This window comes from Flavobacterium sp. (genome assembly GCF_965262375.1).
GTDB lineage: Bacteria > Bacteroidota > Bacteroidia > Flavobacteriales > Flavobacteriaceae > Flavobacterium.
On sequence record NZ_OZ253527.1, the window covers coordinates 1,832,487 to 1,849,229 of the forward strand.

11 protein-coding genes are annotated in these 16,743 nt (G+C 33.5%); 3 read left to right on the forward strand and 8 right to left on the reverse strand.

Features of this window, described 5'->3' with window-relative positions; translation table 11 throughout:
* Positions 1-265: 265 nt before the first annotated feature.
* The 5 genes from ACQY29_RS08500 to ACQY29_RS08520 form a co-directional block, all read right to left on the reverse strand.
* Complete coding sequence (locus ACQY29_RS08500; RefSeq protein WP_428224785.1) at positions 266-916, reverse strand: alpha/beta hydrolase; 651 nt, start codon at positions 914-916, stop codon at positions 266-268.
* Positions 916-1,245, reverse strand: coding sequence for a hypothetical protein (locus ACQY29_RS08505; protein WP_428224786.1), 330 nt, complete (start codon positions 1,243-1,245; stop codon positions 916-918). The genes ACQY29_RS08500 and ACQY29_RS08505 overlap by 1 nt, the downstream gene beginning before the upstream one ends.
* Positions 1,245-2,501, reverse strand: a complete 1,257-nt coding sequence (locus ACQY29_RS08510) for a dihydroorotase (protein WP_428224787.1) — start codon at positions 2,499-2,501, stop codon at positions 1,245-1,247. The genes ACQY29_RS08505 and ACQY29_RS08510 overlap by 1 nt, the downstream gene beginning before the upstream one ends.
* The gene (locus ACQY29_RS08515) at positions 2,498-4,426 is read right to left on the reverse strand and encodes a BatA domain-containing protein (protein ID WP_428224788.1); all 1,929 of its coding nucleotides are present in this window, start codon (positions 4,424-4,426) and stop codon (positions 2,498-2,500) included. Before ACQY29_RS08515 ends, ACQY29_RS08510 begins: the two co-directional genes overlap by 4 nt.
* A gap of 266 nt (positions 4,427-4,692) precedes the next feature.
* Entirely contained in the window at positions 4,693-5,211 is a 519-nt protein-coding gene (locus tag ACQY29_RS08520) for a DUF4442 domain-containing protein (RefSeq protein WP_428224789.1), read from the reverse strand.
* A gap of 80 nt (positions 5,212-5,291) precedes the next feature.
* Here ACQY29_RS08520 and ACQY29_RS08525 point away from each other — a divergent pair, with 80 nt between their 5' ends.
* Positions 5,292-7,499, forward strand: a complete 2,208-nt coding sequence (locus ACQY29_RS08525; RefSeq protein ID WP_428224790.1) for an ATP-binding response regulator — start codon at positions 5,292-5,294, stop codon at positions 7,497-7,499.
* A 35-nt stretch (positions 7,500-7,534) separates the two neighbouring features.
* On the opposite strand, the gene ACQY29_RS08530 is transcribed toward ACQY29_RS08525, so the two are convergent.
* The gene (locus ACQY29_RS08530; protein WP_428225898.1) at positions 7,535-8,881 is read right to left on the reverse strand and encodes a DEAD/DEAH box helicase; all 1,347 of its coding nucleotides are present in this window, start codon (positions 8,879-8,881) and stop codon (positions 7,535-7,537) included.
* A 132-nt stretch (positions 8,882-9,013) separates the two neighbouring features.
* Here ACQY29_RS08530 and ACQY29_RS08535 point away from each other — a divergent pair, with 132 nt between their 5' ends.
* Both ACQY29_RS08535 and ACQY29_RS08540 read left to right on the forward strand, forming a co-directional pair.
* Positions 9,014-12,337, forward strand: a complete 3,324-nt coding sequence (locus tag ACQY29_RS08535; RefSeq protein WP_428224791.1) for a PAS domain S-box protein — start codon at positions 9,014-9,016, stop codon at positions 12,335-12,337.
* 2 nt (positions 12,338-12,339) lie between these two features.
* Positions 12,340-12,732: a response regulator gene (locus tag ACQY29_RS08540; protein WP_428224792.1), complete on the forward strand. Its 393-nt coding sequence runs from the start codon at positions 12,340-12,342 to the stop codon at positions 12,730-12,732.
* A gap of 52 nt (positions 12,733-12,784) precedes the next feature.
* Here the strand turns inward: ACQY29_RS08540 and dnaN are convergent, their stop codons facing one another.
* Both dnaN and ACQY29_RS08550 read right to left on the reverse strand, forming a co-directional pair.
* Positions 12,785-13,903, reverse strand: a complete 1,119-nt coding sequence (dnaN, locus tag ACQY29_RS08545) for a DNA polymerase III subunit beta (protein WP_428224793.1) — start codon at positions 13,901-13,903, stop codon at positions 12,785-12,787.
* A gap of 182 nt (positions 13,904-14,085) precedes the next feature.
* Positions 14,086-16,737: a carboxypeptidase-like regulatory domain-containing protein gene (locus tag ACQY29_RS08550; RefSeq protein ID WP_428224794.1), complete on the reverse strand. Its 2,652-nt coding sequence runs from the start codon at positions 16,735-16,737 to the stop codon at positions 14,086-14,088.
* Positions 16,738-16,743 lie beyond the last annotated feature (6 nt).

Genomic DNA, 16,743 nt, shown 5'->3' on the forward strand with positions numbered 1-16,743 from the left:
AAATGTTACACAGAGTCACACAAAGTTGAGCATCAAGTCACACAAAGAAGTTTTGTGCGCATTATGCCTTCTTTGCGCCCTTTGTGGTTAAATATTTCACAGAGTAAAGCACTAAGTCACACAAAAGAAGTTTAGTGCGCATTGTGCCTTCCTTGCGCTCTTGGTGGTTAAACGTTACACAAACGTCTCACAAAGTTGAGCACCAAGTCACACAAAGTAAAATTGCGTTCTTTGTGATTTCCTTGTGCCCTTCGTGGTTAAATTGTTAAATAGTCTCCTTCAACCAATTTCTGAAATCAAAGAAATTTTGTGGTGCTACGCCATGACCTACAGGGTATTCTTTATACACATTAGGGATGCCTAAGGCATCAAGCGTTGGTTTGGCTTTGCGAGCCCATTCTACAGGAACTACTTGGTCCACACTACCGTGTGAAGCAAAGATTTGTAAGTTGGAAAAATTATTTTTTTCGTAACCTTCTACAGCAATTTCTTGGTTGAAATAACCACTCATACCCACTATGCGTTGTACTTTTTGCGGGTAGGATAGGGCTACAGCATAACTCAAAATACAACCTTGACTGAAACCAATTAAAGTTACCTTTTGTGAATCTATAGGGTAGTTAGCCACCACTTCATCTATGAATTGTGCAACCAAATCACGCGATTCACGCGCTTGGTCTAAATCGGAAAATTTATTCTCATCGGCATCAAAATTGATAGCATACCAAGCATAAGCATTATACATCATGCTGTATGGTGCTCTAGCCGAAATGATATAATATTCGTCAGGTAATTCAGAAGCAAAAGAAAATAAATCTTCTTCATTACTTCCATAGCCGTGAAGCAAGATTAATACAGGGTTTTTATCTAATTTTAGTTTGGGTTCTCTTACGAGATGGTATAAAGAAAGTTGCATTAAATGGATTTAAAAAGTTTTTGAAATAAATTTCCTAAAAGAGGCACAGGTCTTTTTTCACCTTTACTAGCGGTAAATAAGCCGTAAATACATAAAATAGAAATGAAGCCCCACATGCCCATGGTAGCTTGAGGAACGGTTATGTTACTAAGTAGCAAGCCTAGGGATATGAAAGTTACCGTGAGTCCTAATCCTTGACGGACATGAAACGAAGCAAAGTCGGTTTTATCTTCACCACTGTTCATGCTCATTGCAATCAGTGGGCCTATGATTAGAATGTAACTGATAATCGAAGCCGTTTTTCCTTTTTGAATATCGTTGTTTTCCATTAGTTGTTGTGGATAAATTGGTTGTTGTTGATACTACCGTACACTTTTCCTTTCATAGTACTGCCTAAAAATGCTGAATTTTTTGATTTTGAGGCAATGTTTTCTAACGAAAAAGTCCATTCCCCTTTTGGAGTAAATAAGGTAAGGTTGGCTACCTCACCTTCTTGAATGCTGTGGTCATCCAATTCAAAAACTTGACGCCCCGCAGTGAGCTTTTCAATAATCACTTCTGTTGGGAGCACCGTTTGTAAAGCGCTGAATGCACTTTCTAAACCTATTGTACCATTTTTAGCCAAGTCAAATTCAAGGTTTTTGTTTTCCACATCCATCGGATTGTGGTCAGAGGTAATGCAATCGATTGTTCCGTCTAAAACACCTGCAATCAAAGATTGACGGTCTGCTTCGGTGCGTAACGGAGGCATCAATCGGTAATTTGAATCAAATGTAGTAAGTACCGCATCCGTTAATACCAAATGGTGTACGGAAACACTACAGCTCACTTGCAAGCCTTTGGCTTTGGCTTCTCTAACGAGGGCTACTGATTGTGCTGTTGAAAGCGTGGGAATATGTAATTTTCCCCCTGTATATTCTAAAATGTATAAGTTTCTCGAAACCATTAAGTCTTCTGCTAAGGAAGCAATGCCTTTTAATCCCAGTTGCGTAGAAACTATCCCTTCGTTGACAATCCCTTTCCCTTTGATATGGTTGTCCATGGCAAAAGCAATTACTTTTGCGCCAAAATCTTGGGTGTATTGTAAGGCAACTTTTAGCAAATTGGCATTATCCAAGCTTTTGTTGTAATCGCCAAAAGCAATAGCTCCAGCATTTTTCATGTCTAGTAGCTCGGCTAAATCTGTTCCTGCGCTGTTTTTGGTCAATGCGCCTATTGGAAATAGTTCGGTAGTGGTGTTTTGTGCTTTTTGTTTTACAAAATAAATCTGTGCTTGGTTGTCTAATACCGGTTGGTTATTTGGTTGTAAAGCAACGCCTGTGAAACCTGATTTTCCAGCAACTTTTAATCCGTTACTGATGGTTTCGCGGTCTTCAAATCCAGGTTCGCCAAAAGAAACACTGGTGTCAAACCATCCTTTAGAAACGTGCAGATTGTCGAACGTAATTTCTTGATAATCGCCAGAATTTGGGAGTTGCGTACCGATTTTTTCTATTTTACCATTGGCAATTTGAAGGTCGGTAACTTGGTTGTTTAATGGATTGTTTTGTTCAATTATTCGGGCGTTTCTAATAATTAGGTTCATTTTACAAATTTTTGAATGAGCAATTCGATGATGAAAAATAATAAGGCAAAAATAAGAAACCATTTCCAAATTTGATTGTCTGTGCGCTCCATTTGAAGGGTTTCATAAAATTTTTCTAAACTATCTATGGAGTTCAGGTGGTCTGTATTTTTAGATTCTGCTTGTAGGGAACTACTTTCTTTTCGGTCGTAGTTGAAACTAAGCGTGCCTACACTTTTATTGTTTTGGATAATATTGAAATTACCCGCTTTTTTGGGGTTATCGGCGCAAGTGATTTTAATTTTATCTTCCATGATTTGTTGCATTGGGATAAAATCTTCCTCTTCGTTAGCAATAGAAACTACTTCGTCTTTACTAACTTGTGTAGGAATTACAACCGCTTTGTTTTGACCAATGATTTGAAATTGGACACCATTTTTGTCGTTTGCCATTCCCATTTTATAGAACGTAGGCACAATTAATGGGGAATTCTGAAAATTTGAATTGGCGGTATTGATTGGGGCAGTGAAAACATAAACAGCACCAGAATTTTTGTAAATCGTGTTCAAAAAAGCACTTTGGTCTTCGTAAGAAATAGCGTGCGATGCAGTTGTTTTAGTCCCAAAACTTTGTTTTACCGATGGATATTGGAAGTTGTTAATTTTCTTTTCAAAAACATTTGCAAATACAGGGTTTGAAAAATTGATTTTGGTAATCTTTTTTTCCTGATTTTGAAGATTAGCGAATTGGAATCCACCAAAATTGGTTAAAAAAGCATTCAAATTATTCAATTCATTCTTCTCCGAAGGAATGAGTACCAAACTTCCGCCTTTTTCTACAAATTTCTTCAAATTGGTATGCATGGCAATGGGGATGCTTTCTAATTCGTTTAAAATGATACAATCTTGCTTTTCAATTTGACGGTAATCTAAGGCATTGGCAGTAACATTGATGTAATTAAAATCGGGTAGGGTATATATACGACTTAAAAAGTTGCTTTTTTCCGACGCACCAATGCTTAATACGTTTACAATTTTAGGTTTTGGAATTGCAAAATAAAACTGATTGTCAAATGCTAAACTATTATCATTCAGCGTCACATAACCGTTAAAATCGGCTTTAGGAATCGTAAACGACAACGTTTGTTTGCGTTGGTTGAGCTTTAAAATAGCTTTAGCTACTAGGTTTCCTCGGTTGTATAACGCCACAGGTGTCGATTTTGTTTCTTCAAAATTGGATGTGACCGCTACACCCAGTTCATAAAAATTCTCTAAAGATTGTGTTATAAAAACACTATCGATGGCTATATTTTCTGTCTTTTCAGCTTCTGGAATCAGAAAATAAGTTTTACAATTTTCAGGAAGTTTTTCTAAATTTTGTGATTTTAATCCAATGCCATCCGTGATAAACACGATGTCTTTTCCTTGGTTGCTGTTATGCGATTTGACTTTCATCAAAGTATTATCCAGCGAAAAGGGGATAGGACTGTAGTTTAATTTTTGCAAATCGGTTGCAATGGTACCGATGTTAGTATTCCAAAAATCAGTATCGTTTGTAAGTACTGATAGGTTTACGTCTTCGGGCGTAGTTTCTAGCAATTCCTGAACAGCACGTTTGAGCAATTCGCCACGTGTGCCTTTAGCTTGCATACTGAAAGAGTTGTCTAGTACAACAAACAGTTGATTATTTTTGCTTTCGCTGTCTTTCGCTTTAAAAAAAGGTTGTGCAAAAGCTAAAATCAAGAAAGCTAACAAGCATAAACGAGTAGCTAATAATAAGTATTTTTTGATTTGTGAACTTTTTCGGGTTTGCACCACGAGTTCCTTTAAAAACTTGACATTGGTGAAATATTCTTTTTTGAATTTTCGTAACTGAAATAAATGCACCAAGATGGGTATGACCAACAAGAATAGGAAATAGAGGATTTCAGGGTGTTTGAATTGCATTTATAAAATGAGTTTGTCAAAGATACATTTTAGTTTTAATGTTTAAAAGTTTAAAAGTTTAAAAGTTTAAAAGTTTAAAAGTTTAAAAGTTTAAAAGTTTCAGAGAGACAGAGAGACAAGGAGATAGGATACTAAAGCTATTGGCTCTATCTTACTTCGCGCAGTTTCTAAATTCTAAATTCTAAATTCTAAATTCTAAATTCTAAATTCTAAATTCTAAATTCTAAATTCTAAATTCTAAACTCTAAATTCTAAACTAACACAGCTTATTTATTTCTACTGGCTAGTTTTTCTTTGTAAAAATCTTTGTCGGCTATGTATAGCAATTTGGTAACTTCACAGTACACCACATCTCCTTTTTTATTGGTGATTTGAGTTAGTTTTTCGTATTCGTATTCTTTAAGTTCTGTAACTTTTTCAATAATATGTTGAATTTCATGATCTGTAAATTCAAAAGTTGCATATACATTTTCACGGGCAGGTCGTTTGAAACGAATTTGAGCCGATTTGTCCCAAACGATATACTCATCCTTTAATAAGTATAAGAGTTGGGTCATAGGGATAGGATCTACAGCCGAAAAAAGACTACCACCAAAAATAGATCCCACATAATTCTTGTTTTTATAACTGTGAGGGATTTTAATCTTGAATGTTTTTAAGTCTTCAGAAATATATTCAATCCTAGCTGTACTTCTGCGGTACATGGGTGAAAGATTAAAACCAAATTTTAAAAAGATAGCGGGCTTAATGATTTTTTGAGCCCATTTTGAAAGTTGCTGGTACATCTGATTTTTAATGCGTTAAAATCGAAAAAATAGAATAGGATTTTCAAAAATAGTTTATTTTTGGTAAAATTTCCATATTAATGCATAGAGTTTTGGGGTTAAAAGTGCGATTGATTTTATTTGGACTGTTTTTTATGGGAGGCACACCGTTGTTTGCCCAAGAAGGATTGAGCCGAAAGCAAGTTGAATTGATGATTAAGGATTCTAAAAAGGCCTTAATGGATTTAGATGCTGAGAAGTCGATGCGATTAGCTCAAGAAGTTTTATCTCGTGCTTTTGAACTAAATGATGATAATTTGAAAGCAAAAGCGTACTCCCTTTTAGGGTGTAATTTTGTTGAATTTGCTGATACTAAAAAAGCAAAAGAGTTTTTCTTTAAATCGGTGCATTATGCTAACTTGGCAAAAAATGACACGATCAAAGAGTCGGTGTATAATAATATAGGAGCCCTTTATTCCTATTACGAAAATAATTTTGAAAAGGGGATTTTATATTATAAAATAGGACTTACCTATACGGAAAAACTAAAAATCCCTTTGCAAGTAACTTATAATTCATTAAATATTGCTGGAGCATATGTGGATGAAGGACTTTTTGAGGAAGCATTACCCTATTTGAATAAAGCTACAAAATACATTGTCAATACCAGAGAGAAAGAAGCTAGGTTGACCTACAATTCTTTGTGGGCACGTTATTATAGTCAACAAGGTGAAAAGGCTAAGGCGATTACTTTTTTTAACAAAGCCATTTATTACGGGAAAAGTGATACTACAAGTTTGATGGATAGTTATCTGGCGGAAGTTTATACAGATTATGGGGCTCATTTTGAGAAATACGGCGACTATAAATCGGCTTTAAAATATGCTCATTTGAGTAGTGATATTAAAGAAAATGTATATAACGCCAGTAGAACGGAGACAGTTAAAGAGGGAGAAGATAAAATTAAAATTAAAGAATACGAAAATCACATTTCTTATATTGAACGACAAAAAGAAGAGAAAGAACTTAGTTTGCAAAAAACCTATGTGATTATTGCCCTTTTTGTGTTGATTATTGGAGTTTTAGGAGCTTTTGTTTATGTACTATTGAAAAATAATAAAGCTCGTAAAAAAAGTTATCTACGTTTGCAACGCATCAATCACGAATTAGAAATTGCCAAAGAAATTGCGGAAGAATCGACCCGTATGAAATCGCGATTTGTTTCCACAATTACCCATGAATTACGTACGCCTTTGTATGGTGTAATAGGTATCTCGGATATTTTAGCTAGTGAATATCCAGAAATTAAACAGAGTAAGTATTTAGAATCTTTGAAATTCTCAGCCCAGTACTTGTTGTCTTTAGTAAATGATGTCTTGCAAATTTATAAGATTACCGAAAAGAAAATTGTTTTAGAAAAGAGTAGTTTTTCTATTTCGGAGAAGTTAGATGCTATAAAGCATAGTTTTTATACCCAATGTATGAAAACTAAAAATAAGCTTGAAATTTGGGTGGATCCGCGTTTGCCTCAACGGGTTTTGGGTGACCGTTTGCGTTTTTCACAAATTGTAATGAACTTGATTAGTAATGCGCTTAAATTTACTTCGGAAGGAAAAGTGAAAATGGAGGTAAACTTGCTGGAAGAAAAAGATAAAAAAGTTTGGGTGCAGTTTGTGGTAACGGATAATGGAATAGGTATTGCCAAAGAAAATCAGCAAAAAGTTTTTGAGGAATTTGTGCAAATTGAACGACGAGAGGAGGATTACCAGGGAACGGGCTTAGGGTTACCTATCGTTAAGAAATTGGTGGATTTGTTTGGAGGTGAAATTATTTTAGAAAGCGAAGAAGGTGTGGGTACTAAAATTACTTTTACCTTGATTTTTGATATTGATGAAACGGTTCCTTTAGTCAACTCTTTTGTGTCTAATAAGACAACACTACGAATTAAAGTTTTGATTGCAGAAGATAATAAAATCAATCAGATGGTGACGGAACGAATTTTAAAAGCTTTCGATTTCGATTTTGTCATTGTAGGGGATGGGGCACAAACCATTGAAGCTTGTAAAAAAGAAACTTTCGATATTATTTTGATGGATATTAATATGCCAGTCTATAATGGCTATGAGGCTACAGAAATTATTAGAAACCTCAATATTACGACCCCAATTATTGCTTTGACCGCTTATGATAAATACGAAGTATTGGATAAAAGTAAAGAAGCGGGAATGAATAATGTGTTAGTAAAACCTTTTGAAAAACAACAGCTTCTGGATGTTATCAATGAATATGTGTATGTAAATAGAACATAAAAAATCCTCTGATACAAATCAGAGGATTTAGGAATTTATTTCTTTTTGCGCTTTTCGGCTCTTTTGCGTTCAACGGCACGGTTTCTAGGTGCATTCTTTCTGGGTTTGCGTTTTCCAGGACCACCCAAGTTTACTTTTTTATTCTTTTCTGATTTTTCTTGAAAGGCAGAGTTTTCAGAAATTTTAGGTTTCTTTAATAGATGTTTTATTTTTTGTTTGTCTTTTTCAGGACCAATTAAAACCTCAGAAATCTCAACAGTTTCTGGGATTTCCAAAATAGGAATCTCCATTTCCATCAACATTTCGGCTTCAATTTTAATGTCTTCTTCGCGAGGGGTAATAAAACTAATAGCTATACCAGTTGCATCAGCACGACCAGTACGACCTATACGGTGAATGTATTGCTCAGGCAATTCAGGCATTTCAAAATTAATTACATGAGTAATATTAGAAATATCTAAACCTCTAGCCATAACATCTGTAGTGATAATACCTTTTATTTCGCCACGCTGAAAAGAAGCCATCGTTAACAAACGGTAATTTTGCGACTTATTAGAGTGAATGATTCCAAATTGTTCTGGGAATTCAGCCTCAATTTTATCGTGAAGCATATCGGCAATTTTCTTGTTGTTTACGAAAATCAAGATACGTTCTAATGATGTATCCGTTTGGATTATATGCTTTAATACGTTAACTTTAGTATTGAAATTAGGAATATGATACGATAATTGTTCTATTTTTTCTAAAGGAGTACCTGATTTAGCTAAGGTAACTTCTTCAGGAAAATCAAAATAATCGTTTAACATTTCATCTACTTCATCGGTCATGGTTGCCGAAAATAAAATGTTTTGACGCTTCGGTTTCATCATTGTTAAGATAGATGTGATTTGAGGGCGAAAACCTAAGTTTAACATCTCATCAAATTCATCAATGACTAATTTAGTCACTTCCTGTAGCGAAAGTACATTGTCCAGCGCTAAGTCCATGACACGACCAGGAGTACCTACTAGAATATCAATACCTTGATAAACTTGGTTTTTTTGTGTGTTAATGTTTACGCCACCATAAATCCCTAAAGTACGAACCGACATGTGAGTCGTAAGTTTTTCAACTTCATCCACCACTTGTACCACTAATTCACGAGTAGGTACGAGTATCATGATGCGTGGATTATAAGTGTTTACAAATTTATACTGCTTTAATAGCGGTAATAAATAGGCAAACGTTTTTCCTGTTCCAGTTTGAGCAATACCCATTACATCACGCCCAGACATAATCACGTTGAATGATTTTTCCTGTATAGGTGTTGGGGTAACGAATTTTAATTCGTCTAAAGCTTTTTGTAATGATTTTGGTAATTGAAATTGCTCAAATGAAGACATCATGTATTTTTATTTTCTGCAAAGGTATTGTTTAAAGTCGATATTTGTCAACACATTAGCAAAACTTCCTGTAAAAAATAGTACATTTATACAAAATCTTATATATTGTTGCATTGTATTCAATAGATAGCTATGTCTTTTAACCAACTGCCTAACGAAACCTTTTCGCCAAATCAATTCGATATTTTATTGAAATTGTATCAAAATTCCTTTTCAGATTTTGACTCAATGGATGTATTGAATCAAACTATTGTGAAAGCTACAGCTTCAGGTTTGGAAGTCGATTTTGCTAGTTTGTGGTTTTTTAAGGACGACCAATTGGAATGTACCCATGCGTATAATGCCGTTCAAGACGTATTTGGGGAACAAGAAATTATCTTAAAAAGTGAAATACCTCTTTATTACGAAGCTTTACAAAAGGGACTGGTAATAAAAGTTGATGACGCCATTACAGAAGAAATAACCAATGAATTTAAAAGTACCTATTTGATTCCAAACGGGATTCAAAGTATTTTAGATATTCCAATTCGTCATAATGGGGAATTAGTGGGAGTGTTGTGTTGTGAGCATTCGGAGGTTAAAGCTTGGACTGAAATTGAAATTCATTTTGCACAAACCATAGCAGGTATTTATAGCCAATTTTCAGTAGAATATAAAAAGCGTTTGGCGGAGAAAAGTTTGATAGAAAATCAAGAACGGTTTAAGTTTTTGTCTGAGAATATTTCCGATGGGATTTATATTATTGAAAACGAAAAATTAGTATTTGCTTCTAAACGCTATTTGGAAATTATTGGGCTGACGGAAAATCATAAGTTAGATTTACACAATCGAGACATGTTTTCGTTAGTGCATCCAGAAGATGTTGAAAAGGTAAGAGAAGCTATTTACTCCGCGGCTGAAAAGAAATTGCCTTCAGTTAAATATACTTTTAGATGTCTACGCTCTGATGGTCAGTATATTTGGCGTGAAGATATTATGAATATACACTACGATGTTTCGGGTAAGGCTTTTCGAGCGGTTACCATAGCACGTGATGTGACTTTTGAGAAGGAAGCAGATTTGGAGTTAGAACGTAAAAAAAAGCAAACCGATCTTCATAATAGCTTATTGCTAAAACTGTATGGAGAAACTACTTTTTTTTCATTTGATGAAAAGATAGCCTTAGTTTTACAGATTGCAAAAGAAGGTCTGCAGTTGGAACGAGCTAGTTATTGGGAAATACAAGAAGATAATTTAGTGTGTAAAAAAATAGTTGCTACAAAAGACGATTTGCCAGCTTCCCCAATGGTATTAGAAATACGTTCGATTCCTAAATACATGAGTTCTGTGAATAATAATATTCCTGTTGTGGCTGATGATGTGGAAACTAACGAATGGACCTCCGAATTATTAGATACCTATTTAAAACCTTTAGGGATAACGGATATGCTTGATGTGCCTATACGAGCTGAAGGTGCTTTTTTTGGCGTGATTTGTTGTGAACATAGCAATGCGCCTAGAGTATGGTTAGATACGGATGTTGCTTTTGCTCGATCTCTTGCTGACTATTTGAGCTTGGCGGTTGAAGAAGAGAAACGATTGGAAGCGGAACGATTGCTCAATGAAAATCAAAAAAACCTTGAATTTATAGCTAATCATACTACGGATGGGATAATGATTTTTGAATCAGGCAAAATTGTTTATTTGTCTCCTACATATAAAAAATTAGCAGGCCAAAACTCTCGATTAAAAGTAGGAATTGACGCTGATGAAATTTTTAAATTTATCCATCCTGATGATATTACCCAAGTAATCGATTTGTATGGAAAAGCTATTGCAACGCATAAAGTTAGAATTAGTTATAAATATCGGGTTTTAGGGGAAGATGCTACTTATTATTGGCGAGAAGACAATGCTAGTATCATTTATAAAGGAGATACTTCTGATATTGATAGAGTTATTGTAATTTCACGCGACGTGCATGAAAATAAATTGGCTGAAATTAAAATTAAAGAGCATCAGGATCAAATTAGTTTGATTTTTGAAAACTCAACAGATGGTTTTTTAATCATTGAACAGGCTAAAGTAACTTTTATCTCGCCTTCGTATCAAAAGTTTTTAGGTTTTACTGAAGAAGAATTACAAGATTTTCCTGCTACTGAAATTTTTGCTTTGATGCATCCCGATGATGCTGAACAAGCACAAGAGATAATTTATGGGAATTTGAACAATAGGGTGACTACTTTTACTGCTCGATTTCGAATTCGGAAAAAGGATGGAACTTACCATTGGCGTGAAGATTTAGCAAACATTATTTATAACGAAGATGGTTCTTATTCAAAATACATCATCAATTCAAGAGATATTGACGAGCGAATGCAAATGGAAGCTCAGTTGATAGATAGCGAAAGGCAGTTGCGTTTGATTACTGAAAATACATCCGATGGAGTAGTGGTTATTGAAGATAGTAAATTAACCTATGTATCTCCTTCCTTTTATAAATTGTTAGGTTTTCCTTCAGGCTATTACAAACAAATGACCATGCAGGATGTTTTTGAAAATATGCATCCCGAAGACGCTCCTAAAGTGAAAGAAATTGTTTATGGGGGATTAGCTCAGCAAAAAAGTGAATTTAAGTACGAGCACCGTTTTAAAGATGTTCACGGCATTTACCATTGGCGTGAAGATTCTGCTAATGTACTGTATGATGCAAATGGAAAATATACCAAGTATATAGTCATTACTCGTGATATCACGGCTCGTAAAGAAGCTGAAAAGGAAAAGAATAGATTATATCGTATTACCGAAAAACAAAACGAAAAATTGATAAACTTTACACATATAGTTTCGCACGATATTCGTTCGCATACTAGTAATTTATCAATGATACTCGATTTGTATGAAGAAACTGATAGTCAGGAAGAAAAAAATGAGTATTTTGCCATGCTCAAGCAAAGTACGAATAAGTTAACGGATACCATTTATTTTTTAAATGAAACCGTTGCAATACAAAGTGGCTTGAAAAGTGAAAAAGTTTTATTAAATTTAAGAGAGGAAATCGAAAAAGCCTTAATAGGTATTAATGCTGTGGTAAAAACCAGCGAGGCTGATATTCAAATTCAAGTAGATGAAAGTATTACTATTGAAGCTACACAATCGTATTTAGAGAGTGTTATTTTTAATTTGTTGACCAATGCTATTAAGTATAAATCGCCCGAACGTAATCCTGTAATAACTATAAAAGCGGTACAAACTACTGATGAATTGGTACTTTCTATAGCAGATAATGGAATGGGAATAGATTTAGGGAAAAACAAAGAGAAAATTTTTGGGATGTATAAAACTTTTCATGGAAATCCCGACGCTGTAGGATTAGGGTTGTTTATGGTCAAAAATCATGTCGAATCCATGGGAGGTCGTATAGAAGTGGAAAGCGAAGTAGGCGTAGGAACTACATTTAAACTGTATTTTATTTAAAAATGTGTGATATCAAAAAGACCTATATAATTGACGACGACAATATTTTCACCTTTGTTTTAAAAAAACTTTTAGACAAGCATCAAGGTTTTGGAAGTGTGGTTGATTTTAAAGACGGTAATGAAGCGTTGAATTTGTTGTTTGCCAAAAATGCGGAACTACCCTGTATTATTTTATTGGATTTAAATATGCCACTGCTAGACGGTTGGCAATTTTTAGACGAATTACAAGCTTCGGAGGTTTGGGAGCAATTGAACGTGTTTATTTTAACTTCATCAATTGATTATCATGATATAGAAAAGTCTAAACAATATTCAGTGGTGAAAGACTTTATTTCAAAACCTATTGACCATTCCAAATTGGATGTGATTCTAGAAAAAAGTGTCATCACCTAAAAGTAAAAAGGCTGTCTCTCGACAGCCTAATTTGTATTTGTATTTTTGCTTGTTAGCTGTTTAGCATTACAGGCATTACTAGCATAGTTACGGTTTCCCCTTCATCTAAACCATCAGCAGGAGTTAAAATTCCAGCACGATTAGGCATAGACATTTCTAGTTGAATCATGTCGCTTTGTAAATTAGTCAACATTTCCATTAAGAAACGTGAGTTGAACCCAATTTGCATGTCATCTCCTTGGTAATCACACGTCAAACGTTCCTCTGCTTTGTTTGAATAATCAATATCCTCGGCAGAAATGTTTAACTCAGCTCCAGCAATTTTTAAACGGATTTGGTGTGTTGTTTTGTTCGAGAAAATCGCTACACGACGTACTGAACTTAAGAAAAGCGTACGATCTATTAATAATTTATTTGGATTCTCTTTCGGGATTACCGCTTCATAATTTGGGTATTTACCATCAATTAAACGACAAGTCAATACATAATTGTCAAAGGAGAAAGTAGCATTAGCATCGTTGTATTCAATCGTTACTTCTGCATCAGAAGTTGCTAAAATACCTTTTAAAATGTTCAAAGGTTTTCTAGGCATGATAAAATCAGCCACCTGTGACGCTTTCACATCAGTACGCGCATATTTAACCAATTTGTGTGCATCCGTAGCCACGAAAATTAATCCTTCTGGAGAGAATTGGAAGAAAACACCACTCATTACAGGACGTAAATCATCATTACCAGCAGCAAAAATGGTTTTACTAACCGCTGTTGATAAGACTTCGGCAGGAACCAATGTTTTTGATGGGTCTTCTAAAACAACTGCTTTCGGGAACTCTTCACCAGGTGCATAAGCCAAGGCATATTTACCCGATTGCGAGCTAATTTCGATAGTGTTATTCTCTTCAACCGTAAATGTTAAGGGTTGTTCAGGAAAGGTTTTTAAAATTTCCAATAACAACTTGGCAGGAACCGCAACGGTACCTTCGCTGGTTGAATCGATATTTAAAGTAGCTGACATAGTGGTTTCTAAATCAGATGCCGAAACTACCAATTGGTCTTGTTTTAATTCGAATAAGAAATTGTCTAAAATAGGTAGCGTATTACTACTATTAATTACACCATTTAAGACTTGAAGTTGTTTTAATAAATAAGAACTCGATACAATAAATTTCATTGGTCTCTATTTAAAAGGTTACCTATTTTGCATAGGATTTTCGAATTACAAATATATCGTAAACTAATTAGTTTTTAAATATTTTTTTTCAACAATTATTTGTTGGTTTTTTTCCAGATTTGAGTTTTTTTATATGAGATATTTACACAGTGAAGTTCATAGGTTGATTTATTTAGCTTTTTTTATTTAAAATTGAATTTAACGGCAAAGGTAATTTGACTTGGTCGTAAATTAATTTTAGAATAGCTTTGATAAAAAGTCGATAAATCATATAATTCAAATACTGATGTATTTGTGAAATTTTGCCATTTTAATTCAAAGTCTATTTTTTTCTTACTATAAGCAAATTGATAGGATAAATCAAAAAATGCATTTCTTTGGCTATTGACTGTATTAGATGAATTGAGTTGATCATAGTCTAAAGCAACAGTGTGATTTTCTAAAGGATATAATGATATGTTTAGTTTGTTTGCTAGAGCATTTGTTGATAATTGATTAATGTTAACACCTAATTGCTGAATCCATTTGTATGAAAAATTGTAATCAATACTCATCCAGTTAAAAAAAGTCGAATTGAGTTTAAAGGAAATATTTTGGTTAAAGGTTTGAATGTCTTTAAGTAATCCACTTATTTTTTGTTGATCATTAGACCAGGTATTCCCTATATTGATAGCTGTGTTGGTTTTGAATTTAGGGAAATATTTTCCAATTTCACCATACAAAGTATTACTAAAGGCCGTATTCGAGGTGTAATCAAATGTTGTTTCTCTTATGCCATTGGTAATTGTATTGTTTAATATTGAATTTCTATTGATATGAACATAACGATTACCTGCGTTAAAAAATAAATTGGTAAATGGATCTCTATACTCTAATTTTAGATTTAAATTTTTGTTGATACTTTCCTGTAGTACGTTATTTGAATTCATTCGGGATAAACTCAAAGGGTTTTGTAAAATGTTCCCTGAAAATAGCGTATTTATATCACCAAAATTATAGCTGATGTTGCTTTGTATTGATGTTTTCCAGTGTGAAGCAAATGAATATTGAGCATATAGTAATGGTTCAAAGGTAACCTTAGAAAAAGATTTGGAAGTGTTTTTTATGAAATCTTCTGTACCTATACTATTCAAGTTAAAGGGGAATTTAAAGAATAACATCCAAGAATTCTTTTTAAAATTGATTTCAACACCTGCATAAGGATTAAAGTAAGTATATTTTATTTGATTTGAAAAATCGGTAGTATTAGCTTTACTTTGATCTATAGCTTCTAAATTAGAACTCATTGTATTTATTCGATAGGCAATTCCTACTTCAGGAGTGAAAGTCCAAGCGTTTTTTGTGAAACCTAAATTGATTGAATGTTCTGATTGAAAAGTTTTAATTTCAAAGTTTTGTTTTATAATGTTAGAATCAATTAAATTGCTAAGATTAAAAACATATTGCTTAGGTTCTATTTTTAATGTTTGATTATCAGTTTGATAGTTTAAATATGATTTAATATTTAGCATTTTCTGCTTCCAAGGGACAATAGCACTTAAAGAGTTTTGAATTGCTAGAGTAGGAGCAGCCATACTTTGATTAGCTGTCAAAGCGTTAAGTAGTGTATTAGCTTGTTGTATATTCCAAAATCGGGAATAGGTAGTAATGTTTTTGAAAAAACCTTTTTTTGCATTTTTGATTATTATCAGTTCACTTTTGAGTTTATTTGAATAAAATTTATTTGAAATAGTATTAATGATTTGATTATAGGGTTGAAAATAAAAGATATCGGCACGGGAGTCTCTGATTATTTCATTATTTGAATAGTTAGAATTAACTTTTACTTCCCATTCTTTATTTTTGAATGGGTTTGTTAGTAAATTTGCTGAGAAATAATGCACTTTATTTAATAAATATCTTTTTTCAGGCAGGTTAGGTAAAATGGCATTCTCTGTACTCAACCATTCATTTTGTAATGTTTGTATACGTTTGCCTTCCCAAGTAGAACCAAAAGATAATAACTTTTCCTCTTTTTCAACGCTTTCGCCTAAATTGTTCGTTTTATAGTTTAGTACCCATTGGTTTTTTTGACCAAAAAACATAGGGGTTAATTTAGCGTTCCAAAGGAAAGTATTGCTGTAGCCACTACTTAATTCACCTCTTCCGGTTATAGATACTTTTTTCTTTAATTTGATATTTACTGCAGCTTGTTCTGAAATTACATTTTCTTGTAAAATTTTAACGGGTTGATGATTTTCTAAAACCTCTACTTTTAACACATCATCTTTGGGTAATGAATTGTTTATCGTACCATAACTACCCTCCATCAAATCTTTTCCATTTACATAAAATTTGTTGATAAGCGTACCTTGATAGAGTATAGAACCGTCTGGATTTACATTAATACCTGGTATTTTTTTTAAAACATCTGATAGCGTCCTATCTGATTTGTTATCAAAAGCATTTAAATTGTATGAAATGGTATCACCTCTTTTCGTAATTAACTGTGTTTTGAGTTTTATTTCTTTAATTTCAATTACTTCAGTTTCTAAACTAAAATCAATTTTATGATTATTGTTTTCAATTTTTTTTTCTTGTGCTTTGAAATTAAACGCCTTAATTTTTAAGTTTAATGCTGGTTTTAAAGAATTAAAAGTTACATTATATTGACCATTTGTATCGGAAATACCATACGCAATGACAGTTCCTATTTCCATATCTTGAATAGTAATGCTAGCACTAGAAATTAAATTTCCATTCAGGTCTTTTACAACACCAGTAATTTTTTTCTGACCAAAAACTAATAGTGGAAAAGATAACGTTAAAAGTAAAATTCGTATTCTTAGACACATTGGGGA